This is a genomic window from Paracoccus albus (assembly GCF_027913035.1).
Taxonomy (GTDB): domain Bacteria; phylum Pseudomonadota; class Alphaproteobacteria; order Rhodobacterales; family Rhodobacteraceae; genus Paracoccus; species Paracoccus albus.
The window spans coordinates 63890-84550 of sequence record NZ_CP115777.1 but is presented as its reverse complement, the minus strand read 5'-3'; the positions used below and the strand labels follow the sequence as shown (position 1 = coordinate 84550).

The window sequence follows — 20661 nt, the reverse complement described above, 5'->3', positions numbered from 1 at the left end:
TTGTTCCGCCGTCCCCCAACCCCGATCCGGTCGCAATAGCTGACGATGCCGAGGTAATGACGCTGCTCGAAAGCCGGGCGTCGGCCACAACAGGCTCTTCAGGAATCGCCGCAGCCCGCGCGACCGCCCTCAGATACCAGAACCACCCCGCGTTGCGTGCGAACAATATCCCGGCGGCGGAGTGGGTGGCGCTCTTTCAGGCGCTTGTGAAGCAGGAAAGCGGGTTCAATCCAGGCGCTTTGAGCAACAAGGGCGCAATCGGATACGCCCAACTGATGCCCGCTACTGCCGCGGCGTTGGGCGTGAATCCACACGACCCCATGCAAAATCTTGATGGGGGCGCTCGGTATCTGCTCACGCAAATTCAAGACTTTCGGTCAATCATGCTGGCCCTCGCCGCGTATAACGCTGGCCCAGGTGCCGTGCAGAGGTATCGGGGCGTCCCGCCTTACAGGGAAACCCGTGAATATGTGATCCGCGTCCTTTCGGAGCGGGATCGCATCCTTCGGCAATAGAAAGGAACCTTGCCATGAAGAGAAACATGACGGCCATTTTGACTTTGACGGCCATCATTGTCGTTGCCACACCACATTTTGCGGCAGCACAATCAAGCTTCGACTTGTCGCCGGTCACTTCGGCTGGGGACACTTTCCTGTCCTGGCTCAAAACCTTTGCAAAGATCGTCCTGTCGGTCGGCCTGATCATTGCCGGCCTGATGGCGGCCGGAAACCGCCTGTCGTGGATGTGGCCGCTCATGATCGCTATTGGTGCATTTTTTGCCTTTGGCGGATCGAAGCTGATCGACGAATTGGCGACGTGGTTCAGCTGATGGAACAGCATTCGGTCATACTTGGCCTTTCCAGGCAAGCCAAGCTTATTGGCTTGCCGTTACCCTATGCCGTTGGTGTTGGGTCACTACTCCTGTTCCCGTTTATCTGGACGGAAATGCTCAGCTGGCTGGTAACTGCTCCGCTTTGGTACGGCGCGGCCAAGTTGTCGGTGGCGCTTAACCCCAACGGTCACAAAGCGCTGATGATCTATCTCCGGAAAACGCCCCCGCGGTTGTCTCTGGCTCCAAGGAAGGGTCCTCGCGACTATGTATGATGCTGGTGAACAAAAGACCGACAGGGCAGGTAAGTATTTCAGCAAATCGCCCCGCTTCTATGCTGAAATGCCCTATCTGCTAGAGGTCGATGACGAGACGGTGCGCACGCGCGAGAACGCGCTGATGATTAGTGTCGAAATCTCCGGTATCGACGGGCTGACGGCATCAGATAGGGACATAGCCGACCTCGGCAAGTCATTTTCCTCCATTCTCGACGGCCTCGACGAAAGGTTCACCTTCTATATTCATCGGCTTAACCGGCCTGCGAAGTTCGGTTTGCGCCCAATCTATGGGGATCGCTTCGAGGCGGATGTTGACGACGCCTGGTCAAAACACTTATCGGCCAACAATCTGCGCGAATTCATGTTGGTTCTGACGGTAGTTCGCAATTTGCGCTCGCCGCTGAAGGTCCCGTTTTTGCAGAAAGCGGCAAAGAGGCTTCTGGACCGAAACACGAAGGAGCGTCTGGCCGAGCTTCGGGAGGTGTTGTCAATTATTGAAGGCAGCCTGCCTGTTAAAACGCGGCGCCTGAAGATCAGCGACGGATCCTTGCTTGGCTTCTTCAGCGCAATCAGCACCGGCATCTATGAGCCCACTTATCGCGGCGAGCACACATTAATTGCGGAAGACGTGTCGCTTCTGTCAATCCGGTTTCAAGAAAAGGTTGCCCAGATTCGCGACGGATTTGACCGGCCGCGCTATTGCGGGGTTTTCACCATCTGGAAGAATGCCAACCAGACTTGGGCTGGAATGCTCGATGCTCTGGATAGCGGCACTGACACCGTGATCAGCCACAGTTTCACGCCACTCTCGACGGATAAGGTCAGCGATATGGCCAAGCGGCGGATACGGCAGATGCAAAATGCCGAAGACATTGCAGGGTCAATCGCCGATGACCTCGCCGACACCTACGACGCCGTTGAGGCTGGAAAGATGGGCTTTGGCGAGCATCAGGTGACAATTTCCGTGTTTGCTGAAAGCCCGAAGGACCTTGATGTGAAGCTCTCCCAGGTCCGGGGCGCTGCGGAACAAGCGAAGGTTAAGCTGGTGCGCGTGCATGATATGCTCCCAGCGACATATTTCGCGGCACACCCCGGAAACCAGGATTACGAGGCGTTCAAGCCGATCACGAAGACTATCAACTTCGCCGATATGGCGTCGTTCCACATGGCAAATTCCGGGACACTTCCGGAAAACCTTCCGTGGCGAACGCCGATCACGGTCTTCCAGACGGTGACCGGCGCCGCCCATCGGGTCAGCTTTCATGAACCAGGCAGTCCAGATGCTGAGCCGACCATAGGCCACACATTAGTTTTAGGTCCGTCAGGCGGTGGGAAAACCGCGACGACGGCGTTTCTCGCTGCGCAGGCCCGTCGTGCCGGCGCGCGGGTGTTCATGTTTGACAAGGATGAAGGGCTGCGCATGGCCGTTGCCGCTATGGGTGGCCGTTATGCCAAAATCCGGGCAGGTCAGCCGACGGGACTTAACCCGCTCCTGACGGAAGGTGGCGCACGGGGCGAAGCGTGGTTGCTGGAGTGGCTTTCGGCGCTCGCGGAACGCGGCGGCAGTCACCTGACGCCGCAGCAGGCGGCAGCCTTAAAAAGCGCGGTACGGCAAAACTGCGCCGCGCCGGATCGCCTCCGCACCTTCCATCATTTCACGGACCTTCTGGGTGATGTGGGCGATGGGCGAAGCCTGTCTCTCAAGATAGCGGAATGGGGTCCGAAGGGGCGGTATAACTGGGTTTTTGGCGAGGCGGATGAGCCGGTCATAGACTTCAAATCGGCGGATGTGACTGGCATTGACCTGACCGAAATCCTGTCATTGTCGGCGGAGCGCACAGCTGTTCTGTCCTATGTTTTCCGCCGCCTTGAGATGTTGTTCGAAGAAAAGCGGCCAACCCTTCTCATCATCGACGAAGCATCGACAGTCTTTGACGACGATTTTTTTGCTCGCTGGCTGCCCAAATGGCTGGTGACGGTCCGCAAACTCAATGTCATCGTGGTGCTTCTCACGCAATTTCCGTCCCAGATCCGCGACAGCCGGTCCGGCTCGATCATTCAGGCCTTGCCGAACCAGCTGATCTTCCCGAACCGGAAAGCCGACGTGCCTGATTACGACGGGTTTTCATTGACAGATAACGAACTTGATTTCGTCCTGACGGGCCGCGCGGGACAGCGCTTGGCGCTGCTGCGCAGCTCAAACGCCTCAACCATTCTCGATGTGGACCTGTCCCCGCTCAAAAACTTGCTGACAGCACTTGGCGGCGGAGATGCCGGCGCTCGCGCATTTGGCGCAGACTATCTTGAACGTCCCTATTTCTGGAGAACGAACCATGACTAGGATTGCTATGATGATCGTGTTGTCTGCGATGCTCGCTGGCTGCGCGGAACAACCTATCCAAAGAACGAATTGTTGGTCGCAGATGAACTTTGTTGAAGTTCGCGACTGCGCCAGGTGACAGGATGATCTCAGTTCGCAGAAAGCCGGTCCTTGCCGCTGCGCTGCTTCTGTCGACAGCGGTGCCGACATTTGGTCAGGTGCCGACAATCGACCTGCGTAAAATTGCACTCGACGTTCTTCATATCGAAACCGAGGTGCAGGCAACGCAGGAAGAGGCGGATGAAACCGCAGAACGCACGGTGCAGAATGAGGTGCGGGCGGACCAGCTTGCGGCGGCAGAGGAAACGTTGCGCCTCTTGACGGAGACCTCGCAATTCGTGCCCGGCCTCGAAGGTGCGGGCGTGTCTGGGGATGGCAGCTATGCTGGGGCCATCGAGATATACGCGATCGAGGACAACAACCCCTATGCCGAACGGCTTATGGGGGATGCGCCCGTCGGTATCGAGGACATGATTGCCGAAACGGTGATGAAATATGCAGGCCATCCTGGCCTGCGCCGAGTAGGTATCAACGCTGTTGAGTTTCGCTGTTGGTTCCAGGCGCTCGTGAAGCAGGAATCCAACTTCAAGATTACTGCACAAAGCCATGTTGGAGCCTTTGGTCTGACACAGATCATGCCTGGCACATTCGACTACCTTGGTATTCCACGAGGCCCGGGGCGCAATGACCCAAGGGTGCAGCTGGATGGCGGAGCCCGGTATCTTCTGGAACAGATGAACACGTTTGGCTCCATGCCCCTGGCGCTCGCGGCCTACAATGCGGGCCCCGGCAACGTGCGGAAATACAATGGCATTCCGCCCTTCGACGAGACACAGAATTACGTTCGGCGGATCACCGGCTACTATAATCGCTATGCGGCCCGGATGGGCGGCAATGCCGAGGCCGTTGGCACCCTCGATCCACGGGACATGGCGATAGCGAACGCTTCAAACGTCTCCGATGCAGCCATTGGTTACGCAAGCCACTCAATGAACACAATGCATGGCTCGATGGAGCGCCTGACCCAGATCATTCGACAGATCGAAACGACAGGATCCGTTAAGGAGGCCATGGATCTGAACACCTATGCCCGCGCAGAAGTGGCCCGAATGGCCGCTATCCTTACCAGACTGCAAGCCGTTCAGCGGAAGGTCGAGGCGGCGCGCTACGCACTGCTGTTTGAGGCTTATGCCCGCGACGAAGCCTATCTTAATGTGAGGTTGGACCAATGAACATGATCAGAACTGCCGCCACCGCCATCTCTCTGACCTGGGCTGGGACGCTTTCTGCGTCCGCGCAGGTGCCCACCCTCGATCTGGGAAGTATCGGAAAGCTGTCTGAACAGCTGGTCGAGGCTAAGCTGCAACTGCAGGAGCAGATCACGCAAAACCTGAAGCTGGATGAACAGACAGCGCAGATGCTGGAACAACTTCGGGTCCTTCAGCAGCAGATCACCGCGCTGACCGACGGGCTTTCGTTGGCCGATCTAGGCATTGATCCGGATAGCTTTCTGGAGGACATTTTGCCGGATTTCGCGGACCTTACCTCTGCTGTGACCGCCGCTCGCAACGGGGATTGGGACAGCGTCCTGGCATCGGGTGCTTCGCTCGGTGGATCTGGCGGAGGGTCGCGATCAGTGGCCTCCCATGTCGACAGCACGCTCGAATCCGCCGGTATGTCCCGTAATCAGGTCGAGGAGCTGACCAGCAGCGATGATCCGGCGGCAGCGCGGATCGGACAGGCAGCAAATATCGGGGCCTTTCTGAGTGTGGCCGCCGAAAGCTCGTCGCAACAGGCGAAGGAAAGCCTTGCGCGCATTGACGGATACGTTCAGCAGATCCCAGAGACGGCTGGCCTTAAGGAGGCGATCGACCTGAACACGCAGGTCACAGCGGAACTGGGCATTGCGCTTGCGAATGTTTGGTCGATGGAAGCTATTCAGACCGTCGGCGCAGGCGAAATGGGCGTGATGGATGCCGCAACGGCTGCGGACGAGGAAAAATACCTGAACGTGTCGCTGGAGGATTGAGGATGAAACGGACGGTAGCGTTTAGCATCGGGACGGCCGCCCTTGTCGCGGTCGGGCTGGCTTATGCTCAGATGGGCGATAATGATCCGGCAGCGGAGCCGGTCGATCAATTCGGGGTGAATATTGGCGAGCTGATCCCACCCGACGCTGATCTGGCGGCCGAACAGGACTATCTGTCCACATCGCTAGCCCCTGAGGTGGATGTGTCGGGCGTGGAACGGGTGCCGTCGGCTAGGCAAAACGTGCCCTATCGGCTCTGCGAGAAAACGCCAGAACTCCGTGCCCATCAGGACGGCGCGCCGGGTGATCGTGCTTATCGCGATATCTCTGGCTATCTGTCAGTGACGAACGTCATTACCACGGAGGACTGTACCTGCGCCGCCAAGGTCATCGCCGATCTTCCGATTTCGCTCTTTGAGGCCGAGCTCCGCGATAAGTATGGCGTTGACGTTTTGACGCCACAGCACACCGAAGATGTTTACGAGCTCTACCAAGAAGGTGTCGAGATCGTTGCCGTCATGTGCGGAGAATACTGATGGGACTGGTGGTCAATATAATTGCTTCGGTCGATGACTCGGTGCGGAATGTGGGCGCGCGCTATTTTGAGGCTACAGCGGACGCTTTCGGCCCGGTTCTGGTGATCTGTGCGACGCTTCTGGTCATGCTGGTCGGGATCAATATGGCATTGGGTATCTGGCGCATGTCAGCGGCCGATGCCTGGCAGATCGTCACGCGCATCTTGTTGGTCATGCTTTTTGCCACATCGTGGCGGAATTTCGGGGTGTTCTATGATGCCTTGTCCGACGGCAGTGCCAAGATGGCCTTGAGCTTCTTTACCGGGTCCGCGCCCTCAGGGGCCGAGGCGATGGACGATTTCGCCGGTCAGATGTCCGATGTGGTGGATGGGGCTGCGAAATCTGTCAGTTCGATCATGCGCGGGCTGGTGGCCGGGCTGCTTTATATCATCCTCGGCGTCCTGATGGCAGCCTATGTGCTGATCGTCGTCTTCTCGAAGATCATGATCGCTTTCCTTCTCGGTGTAGCCCCGATGGCGATGATAATGACCATTTTCAACAAGACAAAGAACCTCTTCGAAGCCTGGCTCTCTTCCTTTATCGGCTATCTGCTCTATCCGATCGCAGCGGCCGCCGTGATCGGGGCGATTGTTTCCGTGGCTAATGAGCAGTTCAAGCCGCAAGGAGATGTCGAAGACCTGTCGATGATCCTCGGATTTCTCTGTGTCGCCTTCGTCGGCATATTCGCTCTGATGCAGATCCCGCAAGCGGCGGCAAACATCACCGGCACGTTCAATCTTGCCGGTATTGCACCTCAGGCCCTTTGTACAGTCGGTCGACCCTTCGCAGCGGCGGCAGGCGCCGTCGGTGCGAGGGCGGGCGCAGCCGCATCCGGCTTTGCGACGGGTCAGACACCGAGCGCGGCGGCGCGGACCCGCGAGCGCACCTGGGCAGAGCGCGGGGCTGCGTTTCGGCAGAAACTGAACGGCATCGAAATCATGCGACCGAAATAAACGGTCCATAAGTATCTGAATTTAGGAGGCAATCATGGCAGACGTCGAGTCTGACAACAGGACGATTCTGGAAAACGAGCTGATCTTCGGCGTTCGCCGGCGTGAACGGCTGGCCTGGACGTTGGGAATCTGCGGAACATTGTTAGGTCTTGCCGGCGTCACGGTTGCTGGCCTCACCCTGCCGCTCAAGGAAACGCAGGCTTTCCTGACCATTGTCGACAAGGACACGGGCATCGCGCAACGCGTTGTCGAAGTCGAGGCGGCGGGGGTCGAGCAATCAGCGGCCGTGCAGCAATCGTTGCTCTTTAACTATGTCATGAATCGCGAGACCTATGACGATGCCGATAACGAAGCTCGCATCTTGCAGGTTTTCCGCATGTCTGGTCCCGCACAACAAGCAGCGATCAGAGCTCAATGGGATCAGTCAAATCCGAACTACCCACCCACGCTCTACGGCAGTTCGGGCCGGGTCGAGGTGGAGATTCATTCCATCAATCCGCTCTCGGAGAATTCGGCTCAGATCCGGTTCACCAAAAGACTTGTCCGACCGGGCGAGCCGGATCGGGAAGGCAAATTTTACGTCACAGTTCAATACGCCTTTCAGCCAACACAGGCGAAGGCAGTTCAGTTGGTCTGGGAAAATCCATTCGGCTTTCAGGTCATGGATTACAGGGTGACGGCTGAAACGCTGAACGCACAAAACATGGAGGATGAGCAATGAAAACTGTTCTTGCCGCAGGCATATTTGTCCTTGTCGCGTCAGGCATGGCCATTGCCGAGACCCGCCCGCAGGCCGGGAACCGCGACAGTCGTGTGACCTATGCCACCTATCAGGAGGGTCAGGTCTATACCATTCACACCCGCGTTCGAAACGTCTCGCTGATAGAGCTGGGAAATGGGGAAACCATTCGCTCCATCGCGATCGGAGACAGCGAGGCATTTCAGGTCGAGAAACTGGAAGGCTCAAATGTCTTCACAATCAAGCCGGTCTTGGCGGGCGTCAGCGCAAATCTCACCGTGGAGACCAATCGACGCTTCTATTTCCTCAACGTTGTCGAATCCGGCGCCGCCACGCCGAACTGGTCGGTAAAGTTCACCGTTCCGGGCGGAGGCAGAAGCGGCACCCGCACAGCGGCAAGCGTCCCGCCCGAGGCTCCTATGAGCTATCGCGTGATCAGCCGCACATCTGGCGCAGACTTTACGCCCGTCGGCATTTCGGACGACGGTCGACGCACCATGTTCCAGGTGCCGCCGGGGGCACCCATTCCGTCAATCTTCAGGGCCGACGGACAGGGACAGGAATACAGCGTCAATACGTCGGTCAACGGAACGATCATTACGGTCGGCGCCCGATCCGAGCGCTGGGTCCTGCGCTACGGCGATCAGTCCGTATGTGTTGAGGGCCAACCGGGGGGGCGTTCGTGATGACTGATAACAATGGTGAAAACCCTGTTGTGGCGGAGCGCCTAAAGCGCCTGAAACCACAGGCACGACAACAGTCGCGCCTGCGCAAGGCCGTACTTCCTGCTGTGATGCTTGCAATAGGCCTTGGCGCCGGCGGATATGTGGCAGTCAAGATGCAGGCTAATCGTCCAGATGGGCAAACCATGCCGACGGCGGAGGTCAGCGAGTTTCAGGATGGTCTGGGGTTGGATGGATTTACCGTGACCCGCGACGAGGACGAAACTCCGGTTCGGGAGGAAGCACCGGCACCTCAGATCGAAGTTCGAACCGAGGCCGATCCAGCAACACTGGCGGAATTGAACAGTGCCCGTGAAGAACTTGAAAGGCTTCGGAACGACCTGGCGCAAGCGCGCGCAGCCGAGGGAGACACTTCGGCACTAGATGAGCTGCGGCTGGAGCTGGAAGCAATGCGTTCGGAGGCGGATCTGCGCGATCAGGCCTATGATGAAATGATGCGCGATAATTTGCGTCTTCAAACGGAACTCGACACGGCTTCGATGATGGCCGAGCAGGACCGACTGGCCGCTGACGCAGAAGCGCAGCGGTTGATTGCGCTCGAACAACGCAGGGCAGAAGACGCGGCGCGTCGGGCTGCGGCAGAAGCCGAACTAGAGGCGCGAACGCAGTCGCCTATGGTGGCCTATCGCGCAGGTGGAGGCTCTGCCGGCGGCGGCACAACAGAAGACCTCCCCGAGGAGGGCAGCCAATCCGATGCCGAGGCGTTTCGTCGAGCGTCGGCAGGGCGTGCTGACGTCACGCAGGCCGAAATTGTCGCGGACCCCAGCCGTACAGTGATTCAGGGCACACTGATCGAGGCAACCCTGTCCAACGCCATTTCGTCACAGCTCGAAGGCAACGTATCCGCGACTGTTTCCTATGATGTTTGGTCCATGGACATGAGCAACGTCGTCATTCCTCGGGGCTCAAAGATCTTTGGTCGGTACAGCTCGTCCGTAGACAAAGGCCAGCGTCGAATTCTGGTGACCTGGGATCGCCTTGTCACCCCGGACGGGCAATCGGTCGTGATGGCAGCATATGGAACTGACCGCATAGGGCGCTCCGGCCTGACAGGCCGCGTGAACAACCATACATTTGGTCGCTTCGCGGCGGCGGCGGCCGTGTCGCTGATTTCAGCGGCGCCGTCACTTTTGGCGGCGGCTGTTGAATCCGAGGAAGACGGGGAAATTTCGTCGGACACCGCCGAAAACCTCGGCCAGAACATGAGCGACAGCGTCGCTGGCATGATGCAGGACTACATCGACATCCCGACGACAATCAGCATTGATCAGGGTGCTGTGGTGATGGTCATGGTCAACACAGACTTGGAAATGCTGTGATGGAGCCGGAAAACTATCTCGATTATGATCTCAGTATTCTCGATCCGTACTTGCGCGATGAAGCCACGGTCGAAATTGCAGTTAATCCTGATGGGCACGTCTGGATTGAGCGAGCCGGTGACGCGGTGATGACAAGGGCAGACCTGACGCTGACAGTGGATCAGGCGCATGATCTGGCAGGGGTCATCGCAAACACGCAAGATTTAACACTAACCGAGCAGCAGCCGGCGATTTCTACGACGATCGAATATCGCGGTGTAACATTGCGATGCCAGGCCATTGTGCGCCCTGCGGCAGCGATAGGTCCAACTCTGTCGTTCCGGATATTCCGACGCCGACCGGGCGGTGTTGAGCCTCGCCGGTTCGCGTTCTTGCGTGATCAGAGCGTGTCACTGGAGCAAGAGCGCCATGACAAGCTAGCGCATATCCAGAAGTTGGCCCTCACGTCACCTGATCCCGACGATTTCCTGCGTGAATGTGTCAGAGAAAAGATGAATATTCTGATTTCCGGTGGCACCTCCGCGGGAAAGACGGAGCTCGGGCGTCGATTGTTGTGGATGGTGACCGAATGGGAACGGTTGGTGCTGATTGAAGATTCGTCAGAGCTCTTGCCCGCAAAGCCGAATGTCGTCGGCTTGTTGGCCGACCGGATCAGGGATTCCGAACGATCGGCTGACAAGCTGCTGGAAATGACGCTTCGCCTCAGGCCTGACCGGATTATTCTTGGCGAGCTGCGTGGCGCCGAAGCCCTGACCTTCCTCGAAGCCATCAACACAGGACATGAGGGCAGCTTTACGACGGTACATGCCACAACGGCCCGCAAAGCCGTCAATCGGCTCGCCTTCCTCGTTCTGAGGGCGGGGATGCCGCTGACCATGACGGAAATCTCCCGGTACATCAGCGATTCGATTGATGTGATTATTCAAACCGGCCGGATCGGCAAGCAACGCGGCATTCTTGAAACCTATTTCCCCGCACTTGAAGACGACCTGGCCAACGATCAGCATAAGGGACACTGAAATGACCCGCACACTGGTCCTTTTGCCATTCGGCATGCTCGGCGGCGCGTTCATCGGATTGATGCTTGGGGCTTTCTGGGTCACGAGGCGGCTCGGTAGCCCGATTCAGGACACCGACCTGCTTTTGCTGGTTCATTCAATCCCCAGCTGGTCGATGATGACGCAAGAGCCCTGGCGGACGGGCTATTTGTTCGGCCTGTATGGTGCGGGCATCATGGCAGTATTTGTCGCGCTGCTTGCCATTGGCCCGCAGCTTACGGGGTACGGAACCGCGCATTTTCAAGGCCCCGCAGAGATCAAGCGCAACGGTCTGCTTAAAAAGGTTGGTAATGGGCTTGTCTTCGGCAAAATCCCGCGCGCCGGAATGATAGGGAAAATCTTCAAATTTCGGCGTTTCGTTTCGGCCACTTACGACAAGTTCCCGCATTGCCTGGTTGTCGCCCCGACGCGCGCGGGCAAGGGCGTCGGGTATGTCATCCCGAACACGCTCCTGTTTCCGGGCAGCTGCGTCATTCTCGATGTGAAGGGTGAAATCTTCGAGGCCACGTCCCGCCACCGCCAGTCGGAGGGTGACGAGATCTTCTATTTCGCACCCTTCGACTTCGAGCACCCCTCGCATCGCTACAATCCGCTGGAACGCATTGCCGCCCTGAAGAATACAGATCAGCAGTTCACGGAATTGAGCAAGCTATCGACCTATTTCCTGACCACCAGCGAGAAGGGCGGCGCTACTGATTTCATCGTCGGCGCACGTGAGTTGTTCGTCGCCGGCGGGATGCTTGCCATTGAGCGTGGGAAGCCAACCATTGGAGAAATTACCCGCGTCCTCTTCGGCGGTGCTGACAAGTCCGAGGAATACAAGCTGCGTGCAGCCGAGGCTCGTCATGCACAAACAAAAGATATCTTTACGGATTTCAGCGGCTATGCCGACCGCACCCTGTCTTCCTATGTCTCGGTCCTGAAGGGCGCGGGGCTTGGACTCTGGGTTAACCCGACAGTTGATCGCGTCACCAGCGGCAATGACTTCAGCTGGCAGAACGTCCGAATGAAGCCCCAGACGGTCTATATCGTGGTCAACAGCGATGACATTATCACCCTTGCGCCGCTGATGCGCCTGCTGTTCGGCGAGTTGATCGCCACCCTACGAGCGTCGCTGCCGAACCCTAAGACCGAGCCTTGGCCGGTCCAGATAATCCTCGATGAGTTTGACCAATTAGGCACGATGCCAATCGTCGTGCAGTCGCTTAAGCAGCTGGCAGGCCACGGTGGTCGCGTGTCGATTATCACGCAATCTATTCCTGGACTCGATAAGCACTATGGCGAGAATGATCGCATGTCGATTGAATCCGCAGCTGGCATCAAGGCATTTATCAGCCCAAATGAGAAAAAGACCGCCGGGGAAGTTTCTGAGGCACTGGGCAAGACAACTCGCCTCTCCGTAAGCGACAGCCTGTCCTCTGACGGTCGAGGGCTCCTCCGGCGGTCTGTATCGCGGCGGAATGAAGAGCGCCCGCTGATGAGCGTAGATGAGGTTAGGAAGCTCAATGCCGCGAAAATCATCCTGATTCCCGAGCGCCAAAACCCGATTCTGGCGGATCGCATCGAGTATTTCAAAGATCCTCATTTTTCGCCAATCATGGCAGCGCAGTCCGGGCCACTGCCGTATCCCGATGAGCGGCACCAGATCAGGTCGATGCGTGTCGAGATCGAGAAGCTGCAAAGCGAGGTGGCGCAGTTCCGCCCGCTGCCCTATGCGCCACCGCCGCCGGGTAACACCGCCAAGGCGCTCATCGCCGAGGTGGAGGCAGCGCAACCCGCCATGACAGATGACGAGGCGCGGGAGGCCCTGCGTCCCTCGGACATGGAAGTTATCAAGAAGGCGTCGGATTTCCGAAAGAAGATGAAGGCGAAGGTTCCTGGCGGGTGACGTTCGGCCCTCAGCGGCCGTTCGCAACAAACTTGGCGAATGTCGCGAGCCCAGCCAAAGCGGACCCATGTCTTACTACCAACCGACCCAAGAAACTCATGCTGGTCCGGAAGAGAGCGGACCTCCGGCATCGCAGCGGGATGCACTGCACATCATCGAAGCAAAAGTTCGGTAGCCCCAATCATGTCCGCCTGGATATTGAGTTCCAACGGTGAAGCACTGAACAACGCCTATCCACCCACACCGATACCGACCTGAGGAGCGATACGCGCTCGAATGTCTTCATAGACCGGAATCCCGGCTTCGATGCCGACTTCGAAGCTAATTGCCAAAGCGTAGGGGATTTCTTCGTTGAGCTCACCGGCGACTGCCCGACACGAAATGCGTAGCAGCAGTTCGCCATTGTCGACAAAAACCGCTGCTCGTTCACCTGTCCGGCGCTCGTGAAGCAATGTGCCGCGGACAATGGCCTTGTCAGTCGGTTGATAGGACTCGCGCTGATCGGTGATCCAGTATTTCTCGTCTGTGCCGGGGCTGATATCGAGGGCGGCCCGGCGATAGCCTTGGTGGCGGGCGTTGATCGGAGTAAACCATGCAAGCGTTGCAGTCAGCGCACGGAAAGCCCGCTGGCCGTCGAGCCCGCCCGGAATGGGAATACGGTAGAGCAGCGCACTATCAGCGGCGACGCTTCCGATGCCAAGCAGTGTTGCGCGGTTTTCCGTGCAGTCGAGTACCCTTTCAATATCGGGAACTCCGAAGCCGAGTAGCCGCGCTATGTCATCGCGCCGCGCGAAATGCGATCCTTGGCCATGCGGTTGGAAAAAGTCGTCGAGCATTGCGCCTTTCGGTCCCCATTCTGCCCCGTGGGCAAGCAGGGCTTTCAGAGCCAAGGCTCGGTAGTTCAGGGGCAGGTCATCGTGGTTTGATCCTTCCGCGCCGTTCATAAGCACATTGTAGATGCGGTGAGCCGCGCGCGTTGCCAGCGCGGTCGCGACACTCGTGCCGCACGTGAAGTCTTCATGGCGCGTTCCGCCGACGCGGTCGGGCGCTGCAGCCCGTGCTCCAAACAGACGCGCTGGCCGATCCGCAGGGGCGATGGTCACGCTGTCGCCCGTTGCCACGACGCGCACCGGCATGCGTCCGCCCGCGAAGAGCAGGTCCGGCTTAACGCCCTTGCGGTATCCCAGGCCCATTGCCGAGACAATGTTCGGCAGCCGCTCGTCGGTGAACGGGTCGATCAGGTTCGCAGGCAGGCCGCCGTTGGCTATGGCGCTCTTGTGTGCGGCGCCGATTGTTACGGCGTTCACAGATTCAGACGGCGAATAGAGCGTGCGCTGGCTTTTGTTTGCGTTCAGGGCCGCGAGTATCGCCTTTTCGCGCTCTTCCGGGTCCGCATCCTCGAATTCCCGTGATGTCCGGTAGTCCGGGATTACGAGGCGGTCGAGTACATTGCCGGCGCTGACTAGGAACAGGACGCGGTAGCGATGCGCCAGAAAGTCGAGCAGCCGCCCGAGCGGGCTCATGACGCGGGCGAAGGGACGCCAACGGTCGCCGAGCGAGAGATTGATCAGCACCACGTCCGGCGCGGTAGCCGCTTCGTCGCCGTCGCCTGCCTTGATCCGTCTAACGGCGCGGTGAATCACATCGACCAGAAGCCGGTCGGGCGGGGTCTGTTCCGAGTTCCCGCCGTCAGGCTGCATGACCGGCAGCACGAGCAGCGGATTTTCCAGCGGCGCTTCTCCGGCAGTGAGATCGCCGTGAACGATCAGCGACGCCATCTCGGTGCCGTGAACCCGCCGGTTGACCGGGTAGTTGGCGTCGAGGTCGTCGGGGTCATCGACAATGATGCGTCCCGCGAGCCTGATGTGATTCTGGATAGGCAGCCCGTCGAGCAGGGCGGCAATCGGGTTGCCCGCAGGCAGCGCCGCAGCGGCGTCTTCGGCACCATCTTCGCCTTCAGGCTCTGCATCCTGTTCGAAGCGCGCTACGGATTGCGGGCGCAGGAACATGATCTCGTCCACGCGGGCGAGTTCGATATCCGGGTGCTCGATCAGCCTTTGTGCCTGATCCGGCGGAATATCGACGAGCGCCGCGTCATAGCGGATTTCCGGCAAAGTGGCATGATGGACGATCTCGCCACCCATCCGGTGAACCTCGTCTTCAACCCGCGCAAAGGCGCGATTGCGCTGTTCGCCATTCTCGTGAAACCACAGTTCGATCTCGAAGCGGACCGGCGCATCGGGATTGTAGTGCAGGGACTCGCGCCAATACTCGATCATTTCCGGCAGCACTCGGTCCTGCGGTGCCCACGGTCTCACATCGACCAGCAGAGAGAAGAGTTCGCGCCACTGGGACTTGCCGGTAGGCATTTTCTCGCCGTGCTGGTAGCGCCGCCAGAGTCCGAGCAGTTCCTGCAAGGCGCGCACGTCCGGCATAGCGAGATAGATGCGGCCTGCGATCGTCTTCTCGGGCTTGTCTCGGTCGTGGAAGTCTTCGTCGGGCTCGATATCCTCTTCATAGTCGCCGAGATATTCGAGCCCCAGTTCCTGAGCCTGTGTATAGAAATCTTTGAGCTGGCCCGCGAGTTCGAACACGATTGCGCGCTCTGGCGCGATTGACGCAGGGTCGTCCTGTAGGGCTATCAGGTCCTGCGGATTGCCCGCTACCCGCATGAGCCGCTCGAAACGCGGCCCGATGCGCGCGCCCTGCCTGTCGCGTTGCGGTTTGGCAAGATTGCCACCGCCGCGCGGGCCGGGCCTGGGATCGAAAGGCGTCGGTTCGGGCAGTTTAAGTAGTGGGCGTTCCGGCATTATCGTCCTGCTTTTGCGTCAAGGGTCCAAGGACGCGGGACGCCCAAATCTTCAATTGCTGCTTCGCGATCTGTGCCGGTGTTTCTTCTCCGGCGGCCAGGACCTGCCGGCGGGCCAGATCGAGGAAGAACTCTTCCGCTTCGCTGAAACTCACCTTGCCAAGGCTCTTGGCAATTTGCTGCGGCGATGCGCCGAGTTTGAGTTCCGAGCGATCGCTAAGCGCGGTGAGGTAGGAGGCGATCTGCTTTTGTGTTGGCGACGGCAGCGGAAGCCGCAGCTGAAAGCGACGCCATACCGCGCGGTCGAGGAGTTCGGCATGGTTCGTGGCTGCGAGGATCACGACATAGCTCGGCAGGTCATCGATCTGCAGGAGCAACGAAGTGACGACGCGTTTGATTTCACCGGTCTCGTGCGTGTCGCCGCGCTCCTTGCCGACCGTATCGAATTCATCGAAGAACAGAACGCAGGGCGTGGTGCGGGCATAGTCGAAGACGCGCTTCATCCGGCTGGCCGTCTCGCCCAGGAAACTGCCGATCATCGTCTCGTAGCGCACGACAAAGAACGGCACCGCGAGACTCTCCGCGATCGCTTCCGCCAGCGACGTCTTACCGTTGCCGGGTGGCCCGACAAGCAAGGCGCTGTGCCGGGGTTCGAGCGAGTGTGAGCGCAGCAAGCTGGCGCGCTGTTGCTCTTCCACGAGTTGTTGCGCCGCAGTCATCGTCACTTCGGGGAGTATGAGTTCCTCGAAACGCCGTCGCGGCTTCACTTCCGCAATGAAGTCACGCGCCCTCGCGTTTGACTCGGAGCTGTGCGCATTCATCAGTGTCGCCGCCTTTCCGTTCCAGTTGCTGTCGCTCAAACGGTAGGCTTTTTCGATCCGGTCTGCGACGATGTTGTGGTTCTTCGCCCGTTCTTCCGCGACAATGGCATCCACGATCTTGCCGAGCGTATGTTTATCGCCGCTGGCCCCAGACTTCACCAAGTTGATTAGAAGGTCACTGCGCGCCATTGCCACCTCCGCTGTCCTTGCGGTGGCGACCGCGGCGGTCACCGAATTCCGATTCAGGGATGTCGATACCTATCGCGCGCAGGCCCCGCAAGACTACAGTCCTGATATTTTCGCCCCGATCCGCTCCCATGAGTGCTACTTGCCGCCGGATCGCTTCCGGGACCATTACCTGAATGGGGACCTCTTTGTGGTCCGCATTGCGCTCAGCGCCACCGGTTGACTGCCGCGACGGCATGTTCCTTTTTGGCATTTCGATATGACCCGTTTCCGCCCGCAAATCTCCATTTTCATGATTTCATAAGATCATGATGTTGTCGACAAGACTGTTGCTATATATTGGCGCGTATTCGCACGGCCTCCACTATCTAAAGTGCCGAGGATCGGCCTTATTTCTCAACCCGCGTCGAAGGCATTGGCCTCAAAGCGCTCAGATAGTTCCGTTCACTGGGTGAGGTTCAGTAGACGATGGTGTGATCGCACTGCTGGACAACCATTATGGATTGAAGGGCCAGTCTGATGAGGCTGCAATGAGGCATGAGGCCGAAGTCCCGGGTCCGGTCTAGGCCCTGCCTTTCTTGAAGGGGCGCTATAGTTTGCAGTTTTTCGCGTCGGGTCCCCTGCGCATAGCAGCCGTTCTGCTTGGCCGCAGCGGACTTCCGCTTTCCTGAACAACCTTCCCGAAACAGGACGAGCCGGAGATCCCAGTTGCGAAGGTCGGCTTTCGCGACCTCCACAGCTTCCCGCTGCGGAGCAGCGAACTCACACTTCCCGCCCAACCTGCATGGGTACAGAGAGTAAGATGCGCCGACCCTACACCCGAAGCAATCGAATGGTTGTCCCTCAAGCAACCGATCATAGTTGCCGAGCAGGTCATTCTAATGCGGCGAATGGATTGCTGATCGTAATCCTGTCAGCCACCCTGAACCCGTCCTGCATGTCCTCGGAAAGCACGGTGTCGCAGCCTGCCAGCAACCCGGCCGCGACGATCATCGCGTCATAGACAGACAGCGTGTGTTTCCGCGCCAGGGCTATGCCCAGATCATGGGTCTCATAGGTCAATGGCTCAACGGTCACAAATTCACGGATCATGAGCAGAAATTCATCGCTCTGCGACCAGCTCATCTTGAACTTCCGCTGCGTGACATTCGCGATCTCGTTCAGCACCTGCACGCTGACCGTTCCGCCGTCACGCAATAGCCCTTCGGCAATGTCTGCCTTGGCTCGGTCGTCGGAGAAAAGATAAAGCAGGATGTTCGTGTCAAAGAACCTACCTGGCATTCGCCTCGTCCCGGTCGAACCGATAGCCCTTGGGCATCAACCCGCGAAACTCGCGCAAGCGTGCCAGAATTTCTTCGGGGTCGCGGCGGCGTTGCACCTGAAAATGCCCGGCATCAGTGGCCGTGATTTCGATCTCGTCGCCCGCCTTAAGCCCGAGTTCCTGGACCATCCGCGCAGGCAGGCGGACGGCCAGAGAATTACCCCATTTCGCGATCTGCATTATTTGGGCTCCGCCTTGAATGATACACATCGTCGATAATGTATATCTTGCCGACCGGCGGTGCAATCGGTGATGCGATTACAACTCGTGACCGAGATCCTTGCGGCGCGAAACGTGATGCTCGTCAGCCTCCTGCGCGGCCATCTTCTCTTTGACCTGCCGGGTCTGTGCGAGTGTCATGCCGACCGACTGATGGGCTTCACCCGCCGCTGCCACAGCACGCGCGATTGCCCGACGCTGACCGGCATCAGGGAAATCGACGGCCAGGGCGTTGGTGTCGCCCGTCGCGATCCGCGCCATGGCATTCTCACCATAGCGTTCACGGAAGTCGGCCCCGAAGCGCGCGGCGTGCTCGTCGTTCTGAAACTCGACCTTGCCATGCTGGGCGTGAACATCGGCCATTGCAGACAAGGTGCGGGTGAGCTTGTCGTTCATGGCCTCCTGCTCGATCGGCACCGCGCGGGAAATCGTGCGTGCAGCAGCCGCATAGAAGGTATCGACCAGATCGGCCGCCCTGCCACGCCCGTCCTCGGAAGACAGATCGATCTTCTTCGCGTCGGCCACAGCCAGAATATCGGCCTTGATCCACTCGCGCTCCTGCCAGGCATTCGCGGCGCCGATCTCCATTCGGGACTGGATCACGCTCGGATCGAGACCTGCCTTCTCTGCGGCCGCGCCGATCTGTGCTGTCATTTCCTTCGACCCATCCGGCCCGATGACCTTGTGCTTGTCCTGAACGGTGATGCGATCACCGTCCATCTGCGCCTGATAGACCGGCGTGCGCGGGGCGTGGTGCATCAGCTGCGCGCCGCGATTATCGCCCAGATCGCGCACGATCTCCGAGGCAATGCCGTATAATTCATCACGCATTTCGCGCTGCTCCTGCAAGGGCAGGCGCGAAATGTCGGTCTCGCTTTCATCCAGCCAATTGCCGAAGGCATTGGCCAGATCACCGCGATTGCGGATAGTTTCTGCGTCCATGACGATCTCCTGATTTCGGTGATTGATGATGCCGCCCTGCTCAAGAAGGTCGGCCGCGGCTTCGATCTTCTGCGCCAAGCCCTCATCGCTGATAAGGGTGGCAATGACTGCTAGACTGCGCAGCGTTTCGATATTGCGCTGGATATGATCAAGCGCATCGCTGAGCGCCCTGCCCTGCCGGCGGGCCTCAACAGGCTCACGACCTTCTCGCGCGGCTCGCTCGATCTCGGCCCGTGACGGTCCATAGGTCAGCACGCCACGATCCAGGCGGCTACTCTTGTCCAGAAACATGCCCTGGCTGCCGGCGATTTCCACTAGGCGTTCCTTCATAAAATCGAGGTTGAAAGCGTGGTCCTTCGCCATGAAGAACCAGTCACCGTTCTCCACCCCACGGTTATTCACGACGACATGGACATGATTGTTGACCCGGTCCGTGTGCAGGGCCGCAACATAGGCCCACTCCTCGCCATCGGAATGCAACCCGGATTGGAACATCTCCATGCACCATTCCTCTACAACCGGCCGGGCGCGTTCAGCGCTCACGTCAAAGGGAAAGGACACCAGCAGATGCGTGGTATGGCCGTTCTTCGGATCGCCGGTCCATTCGTCCGACCACTGCTCGACGATAGCTTTGCGCTGATCGCCGTCCAGCGTACGAGAACGAGGGTCCAGATCGGCCATGTTCCCGAACACAGCCGCCGCCTTGGAGAACAGGTAATCAAGCTGATTGCCAAGCTGCTTTCTGGTATGGGTGCCGCCGTTGTGGATCTTCTTCAGCACCGCCGCGTTCGAGCCCTGGGCAACGCGCCACAGGCCAGCAGCCCTTCCGGAAACCTTTGGCTTCGGCGGCTGGTAACTGCCGCCCCGCACCGCGCCCCTCCAGACCGGAAGCTCGATCTCGCCTATCAGAGATGATGCCAGACCGCCCCGGCTCATGCTTCACCTTCGATAAATGCCTTGAAGAGCCGCACTCCTCGCCGGCGCTGCTCGCTCACCACAGCCTGAAGGAAGGTGCGCACCTTCGGCATGGTGAGCCGCAGATCGTCCAGGGCATGCATCTGTCCCTTGGCAAGCTTGATCTTGCGGGTATTCGCGGCGAAGGCGATCTGGTTGATGTTGACGCCGATCTTGTGCAGTTCGTGCTTGATTGCCTCAAGTTCCGCCGCCTGCTCGGGCGGAAATTCAAGCATCCCGACGCTCGAACGCAGTAAGGTGCGCAGCACTTCCGACCTGCTATCCGTGCCAAGAACATCCTTCAGCCGGTCCAGTTGCTGCAATTCTTCAGGCGACAGCCGCACCGCAACGGCGCTGCCATAGGTCGTGGTGGCCTCTGACTGACGCAGTTTGAGGGCCTTTTCCTTCTTGATCGCCTCCGGCTCGGCCCCGACAGCATCGGCAACCGTCGACACTGTGCCGCCAGCCTTCAGTTGCCGGATCGCCTCCGCTTTCTGGTCTTTCGTCAGCGATTTACGCGCCATTAACATTCTCCTGACGATGGCCGCGAGACTTTTTTGTAAACATTCCGCATTTCCTGCCACTTCCCCATATGTGCCAGAGTAACCCAAGATCGCC

At 58.9% G+C, this 20661-nt stretch carries 19 protein-coding genes; 13 read left to right on the top strand and 6 right to left on the bottom strand.

Going from position 1 to position 20661, the window contains the following annotated elements; all coding sequences use genetic code 11:
• The first annotated feature begins 56 nt into the window (after window positions 1-56).
• The 13 genes from PAF20_RS18085 to PAF20_RS18030 all read left to right on the top strand — a co-directional run bounded on the left by PAF20_RS18085 (window position 57) and on the right by PAF20_RS18030 (window position 12791).
• Entirely contained in the window at window positions 57-515 is a 459-nt protein-coding gene (locus PAF20_RS18085; RefSeq protein WP_271073568.1) for a lytic transglycosylase domain-containing protein, read from the top strand.
• A gap of 26 nt (window positions 516-541) precedes the next feature.
• The gene (locus PAF20_RS18080) at window positions 542-829 is read left to right on the top strand and encodes a TrbC/VirB2 family protein (RefSeq protein ID WP_271073567.1); all 288 of its coding nucleotides are present in this window, start codon (window positions 542-544) and stop codon (window positions 827-829) included.
• Window positions 829-1104, top strand: coding sequence for a VirB3 family type IV secretion system protein (locus tag PAF20_RS18895; protein ID WP_353620627.1), 276 nt, complete (start codon window positions 829-831; stop codon window positions 1102-1104). The genes PAF20_RS18080 and PAF20_RS18895 overlap by 1 nt, the downstream gene beginning before the upstream one ends.
• The gene (locus tag PAF20_RS18075) at window positions 1097-3448 is read left to right on the top strand and encodes a VirB4 family type IV secretion/conjugal transfer ATPase (RefSeq protein WP_271073566.1); all 2352 of its coding nucleotides are present in this window, start codon (window positions 1097-1099) and stop codon (window positions 3446-3448) included. Before PAF20_RS18895 ends, PAF20_RS18075 begins: the two co-directional genes overlap by 8 nt.
• Before the next feature lie 122 nt (window positions 3449-3570).
• Window positions 3571-4719, top strand: a complete 1149-nt coding sequence (locus PAF20_RS18070; protein WP_271073565.1) for a lytic transglycosylase domain-containing protein — start codon at window positions 3571-3573, stop codon at window positions 4717-4719.
• Window positions 4716-5516, top strand: coding sequence for a type IV secretion system protein (locus PAF20_RS18065; protein WP_271073564.1), 801 nt, complete (start codon window positions 4716-4718; stop codon window positions 5514-5516). The genes PAF20_RS18070 and PAF20_RS18065 overlap by 4 nt, the downstream gene beginning before the upstream one ends.
• A gap of 2 nt (window positions 5517-5518) precedes the next feature.
• Window positions 5519-6052, top strand: coding sequence for a hypothetical protein (locus tag PAF20_RS18060; RefSeq protein ID WP_271073563.1), 534 nt, complete (start codon window positions 5519-5521; stop codon window positions 6050-6052).
• The gene (locus PAF20_RS18055) at window positions 6052-7044 is read left to right on the top strand and encodes a TrbL/VirB6 family protein (protein WP_271073562.1); all 993 of its coding nucleotides are present in this window, start codon (window positions 6052-6054) and stop codon (window positions 7042-7044) included. Before PAF20_RS18060 ends, PAF20_RS18055 begins: the two co-directional genes overlap by 1 nt.
• A gap of 34 nt (window positions 7045-7078) precedes the next feature.
• A complete protein-coding gene (locus PAF20_RS18050; protein ID WP_271073561.1) occupies window positions 7079-7765 on the top strand; it encodes a VirB8 family type IV secretion system protein in 687 nt (228 codons plus the stop codon).
• On the top strand, window positions 7762-8469 hold the full coding sequence (locus tag PAF20_RS18045; protein WP_271073560.1) for a TrbG/VirB9 family P-type conjugative transfer protein: 708 nt from the start codon (window positions 7762-7764) through the stop codon (window positions 8467-8469). The genes PAF20_RS18050 and PAF20_RS18045 overlap by 4 nt, the downstream gene beginning before the upstream one ends.
• Window positions 8469-9845 carry a TraB/TrbI/VirB10 family type IV secretion system protein gene (locus tag PAF20_RS18040; RefSeq protein WP_271073559.1) on the top strand — a complete coding sequence of 459 codons (1377 nt, stop codon included), beginning with the start codon at window positions 8469-8471 and terminating at the stop codon, window positions 9843-9845. The genes PAF20_RS18045 and PAF20_RS18040 overlap by 1 nt, the downstream gene beginning before the upstream one ends.
• The gene (locus tag PAF20_RS18035; RefSeq protein ID WP_271073558.1) at window positions 9845-10864 is read left to right on the top strand and encodes an ATPase, T2SS/T4P/T4SS family; all 1020 of its coding nucleotides are present in this window, start codon (window positions 9845-9847) and stop codon (window positions 10862-10864) included. Before PAF20_RS18040 ends, PAF20_RS18035 begins: the two co-directional genes overlap by 1 nt.
• Window position 10865: 1 nt before the next feature.
• Window positions 10866-12791 carry a type IV secretory system conjugative DNA transfer family protein gene (locus tag PAF20_RS18030; protein ID WP_271073557.1) on the top strand — a complete coding sequence of 642 codons (1926 nt, stop codon included), beginning with the start codon at window positions 10866-10868 and terminating at the stop codon, window positions 12789-12791.
• Between the two features lie 230 nt (window positions 12792-13021).
• Here the strand turns inward: PAF20_RS18030 and PAF20_RS18025 are convergent, their stop codons facing one another.
• The 6 genes from PAF20_RS18025 to mobC all read right to left on the bottom strand — a co-directional run bounded on the left by PAF20_RS18025 (window position 13022) and on the right by mobC (window position 20627).
• On the bottom strand, window positions 13022-15601 hold the full coding sequence (locus tag PAF20_RS18025; RefSeq protein WP_271073556.1) for a S8 family peptidase: 2580 nt from the start codon (window positions 15599-15601) through the stop codon (window positions 13022-13024).
• On the bottom strand, window positions 15579-16610 hold the full coding sequence (locus tag PAF20_RS18020) for an AAA family ATPase (RefSeq protein WP_271073555.1): 1032 nt from the start codon (window positions 16608-16610) through the stop codon (window positions 15579-15581). The genes PAF20_RS18025 and PAF20_RS18020 overlap by 23 nt, the downstream gene beginning before the upstream one ends.
• A gap of 870 nt (window positions 16611-17480) precedes the next feature.
• Window positions 17481-17888: a PIN domain-containing protein gene (locus tag PAF20_RS18015; protein WP_271073554.1), complete on the bottom strand. Its 408-nt coding sequence runs from the start codon at window positions 17886-17888 to the stop codon at window positions 17481-17483.
• Window positions 17878-18108, bottom strand: a complete 231-nt coding sequence (locus PAF20_RS18010) for an AbrB/MazE/SpoVT family DNA-binding domain-containing protein (protein ID WP_271073553.1) — start codon at window positions 18106-18108, stop codon at window positions 17878-17880. Before PAF20_RS18010 ends, PAF20_RS18015 begins: the two co-directional genes overlap by 11 nt.
• Window positions 18109-18186: 78 nt before the next feature.
• Window positions 18187-20025, bottom strand: coding sequence for a relaxase/mobilization nuclease domain-containing protein (locus PAF20_RS18005; RefSeq protein WP_271073552.1), 1839 nt, complete (start codon window positions 20023-20025; stop codon window positions 18187-18189).
• Window positions 20022-20627 (bottom strand): plasmid mobilization relaxosome protein MobC, encoded by a 606-nt coding sequence (gene mobC, locus PAF20_RS18000; protein WP_271073551.1) that lies wholly within the window; start codon window positions 20625-20627, stop codon window positions 20022-20024. The genes PAF20_RS18005 and mobC overlap by 4 nt, the downstream gene beginning before the upstream one ends.
• Between the last annotated feature and the right edge of the window lie 34 nt (window positions 20628-20661).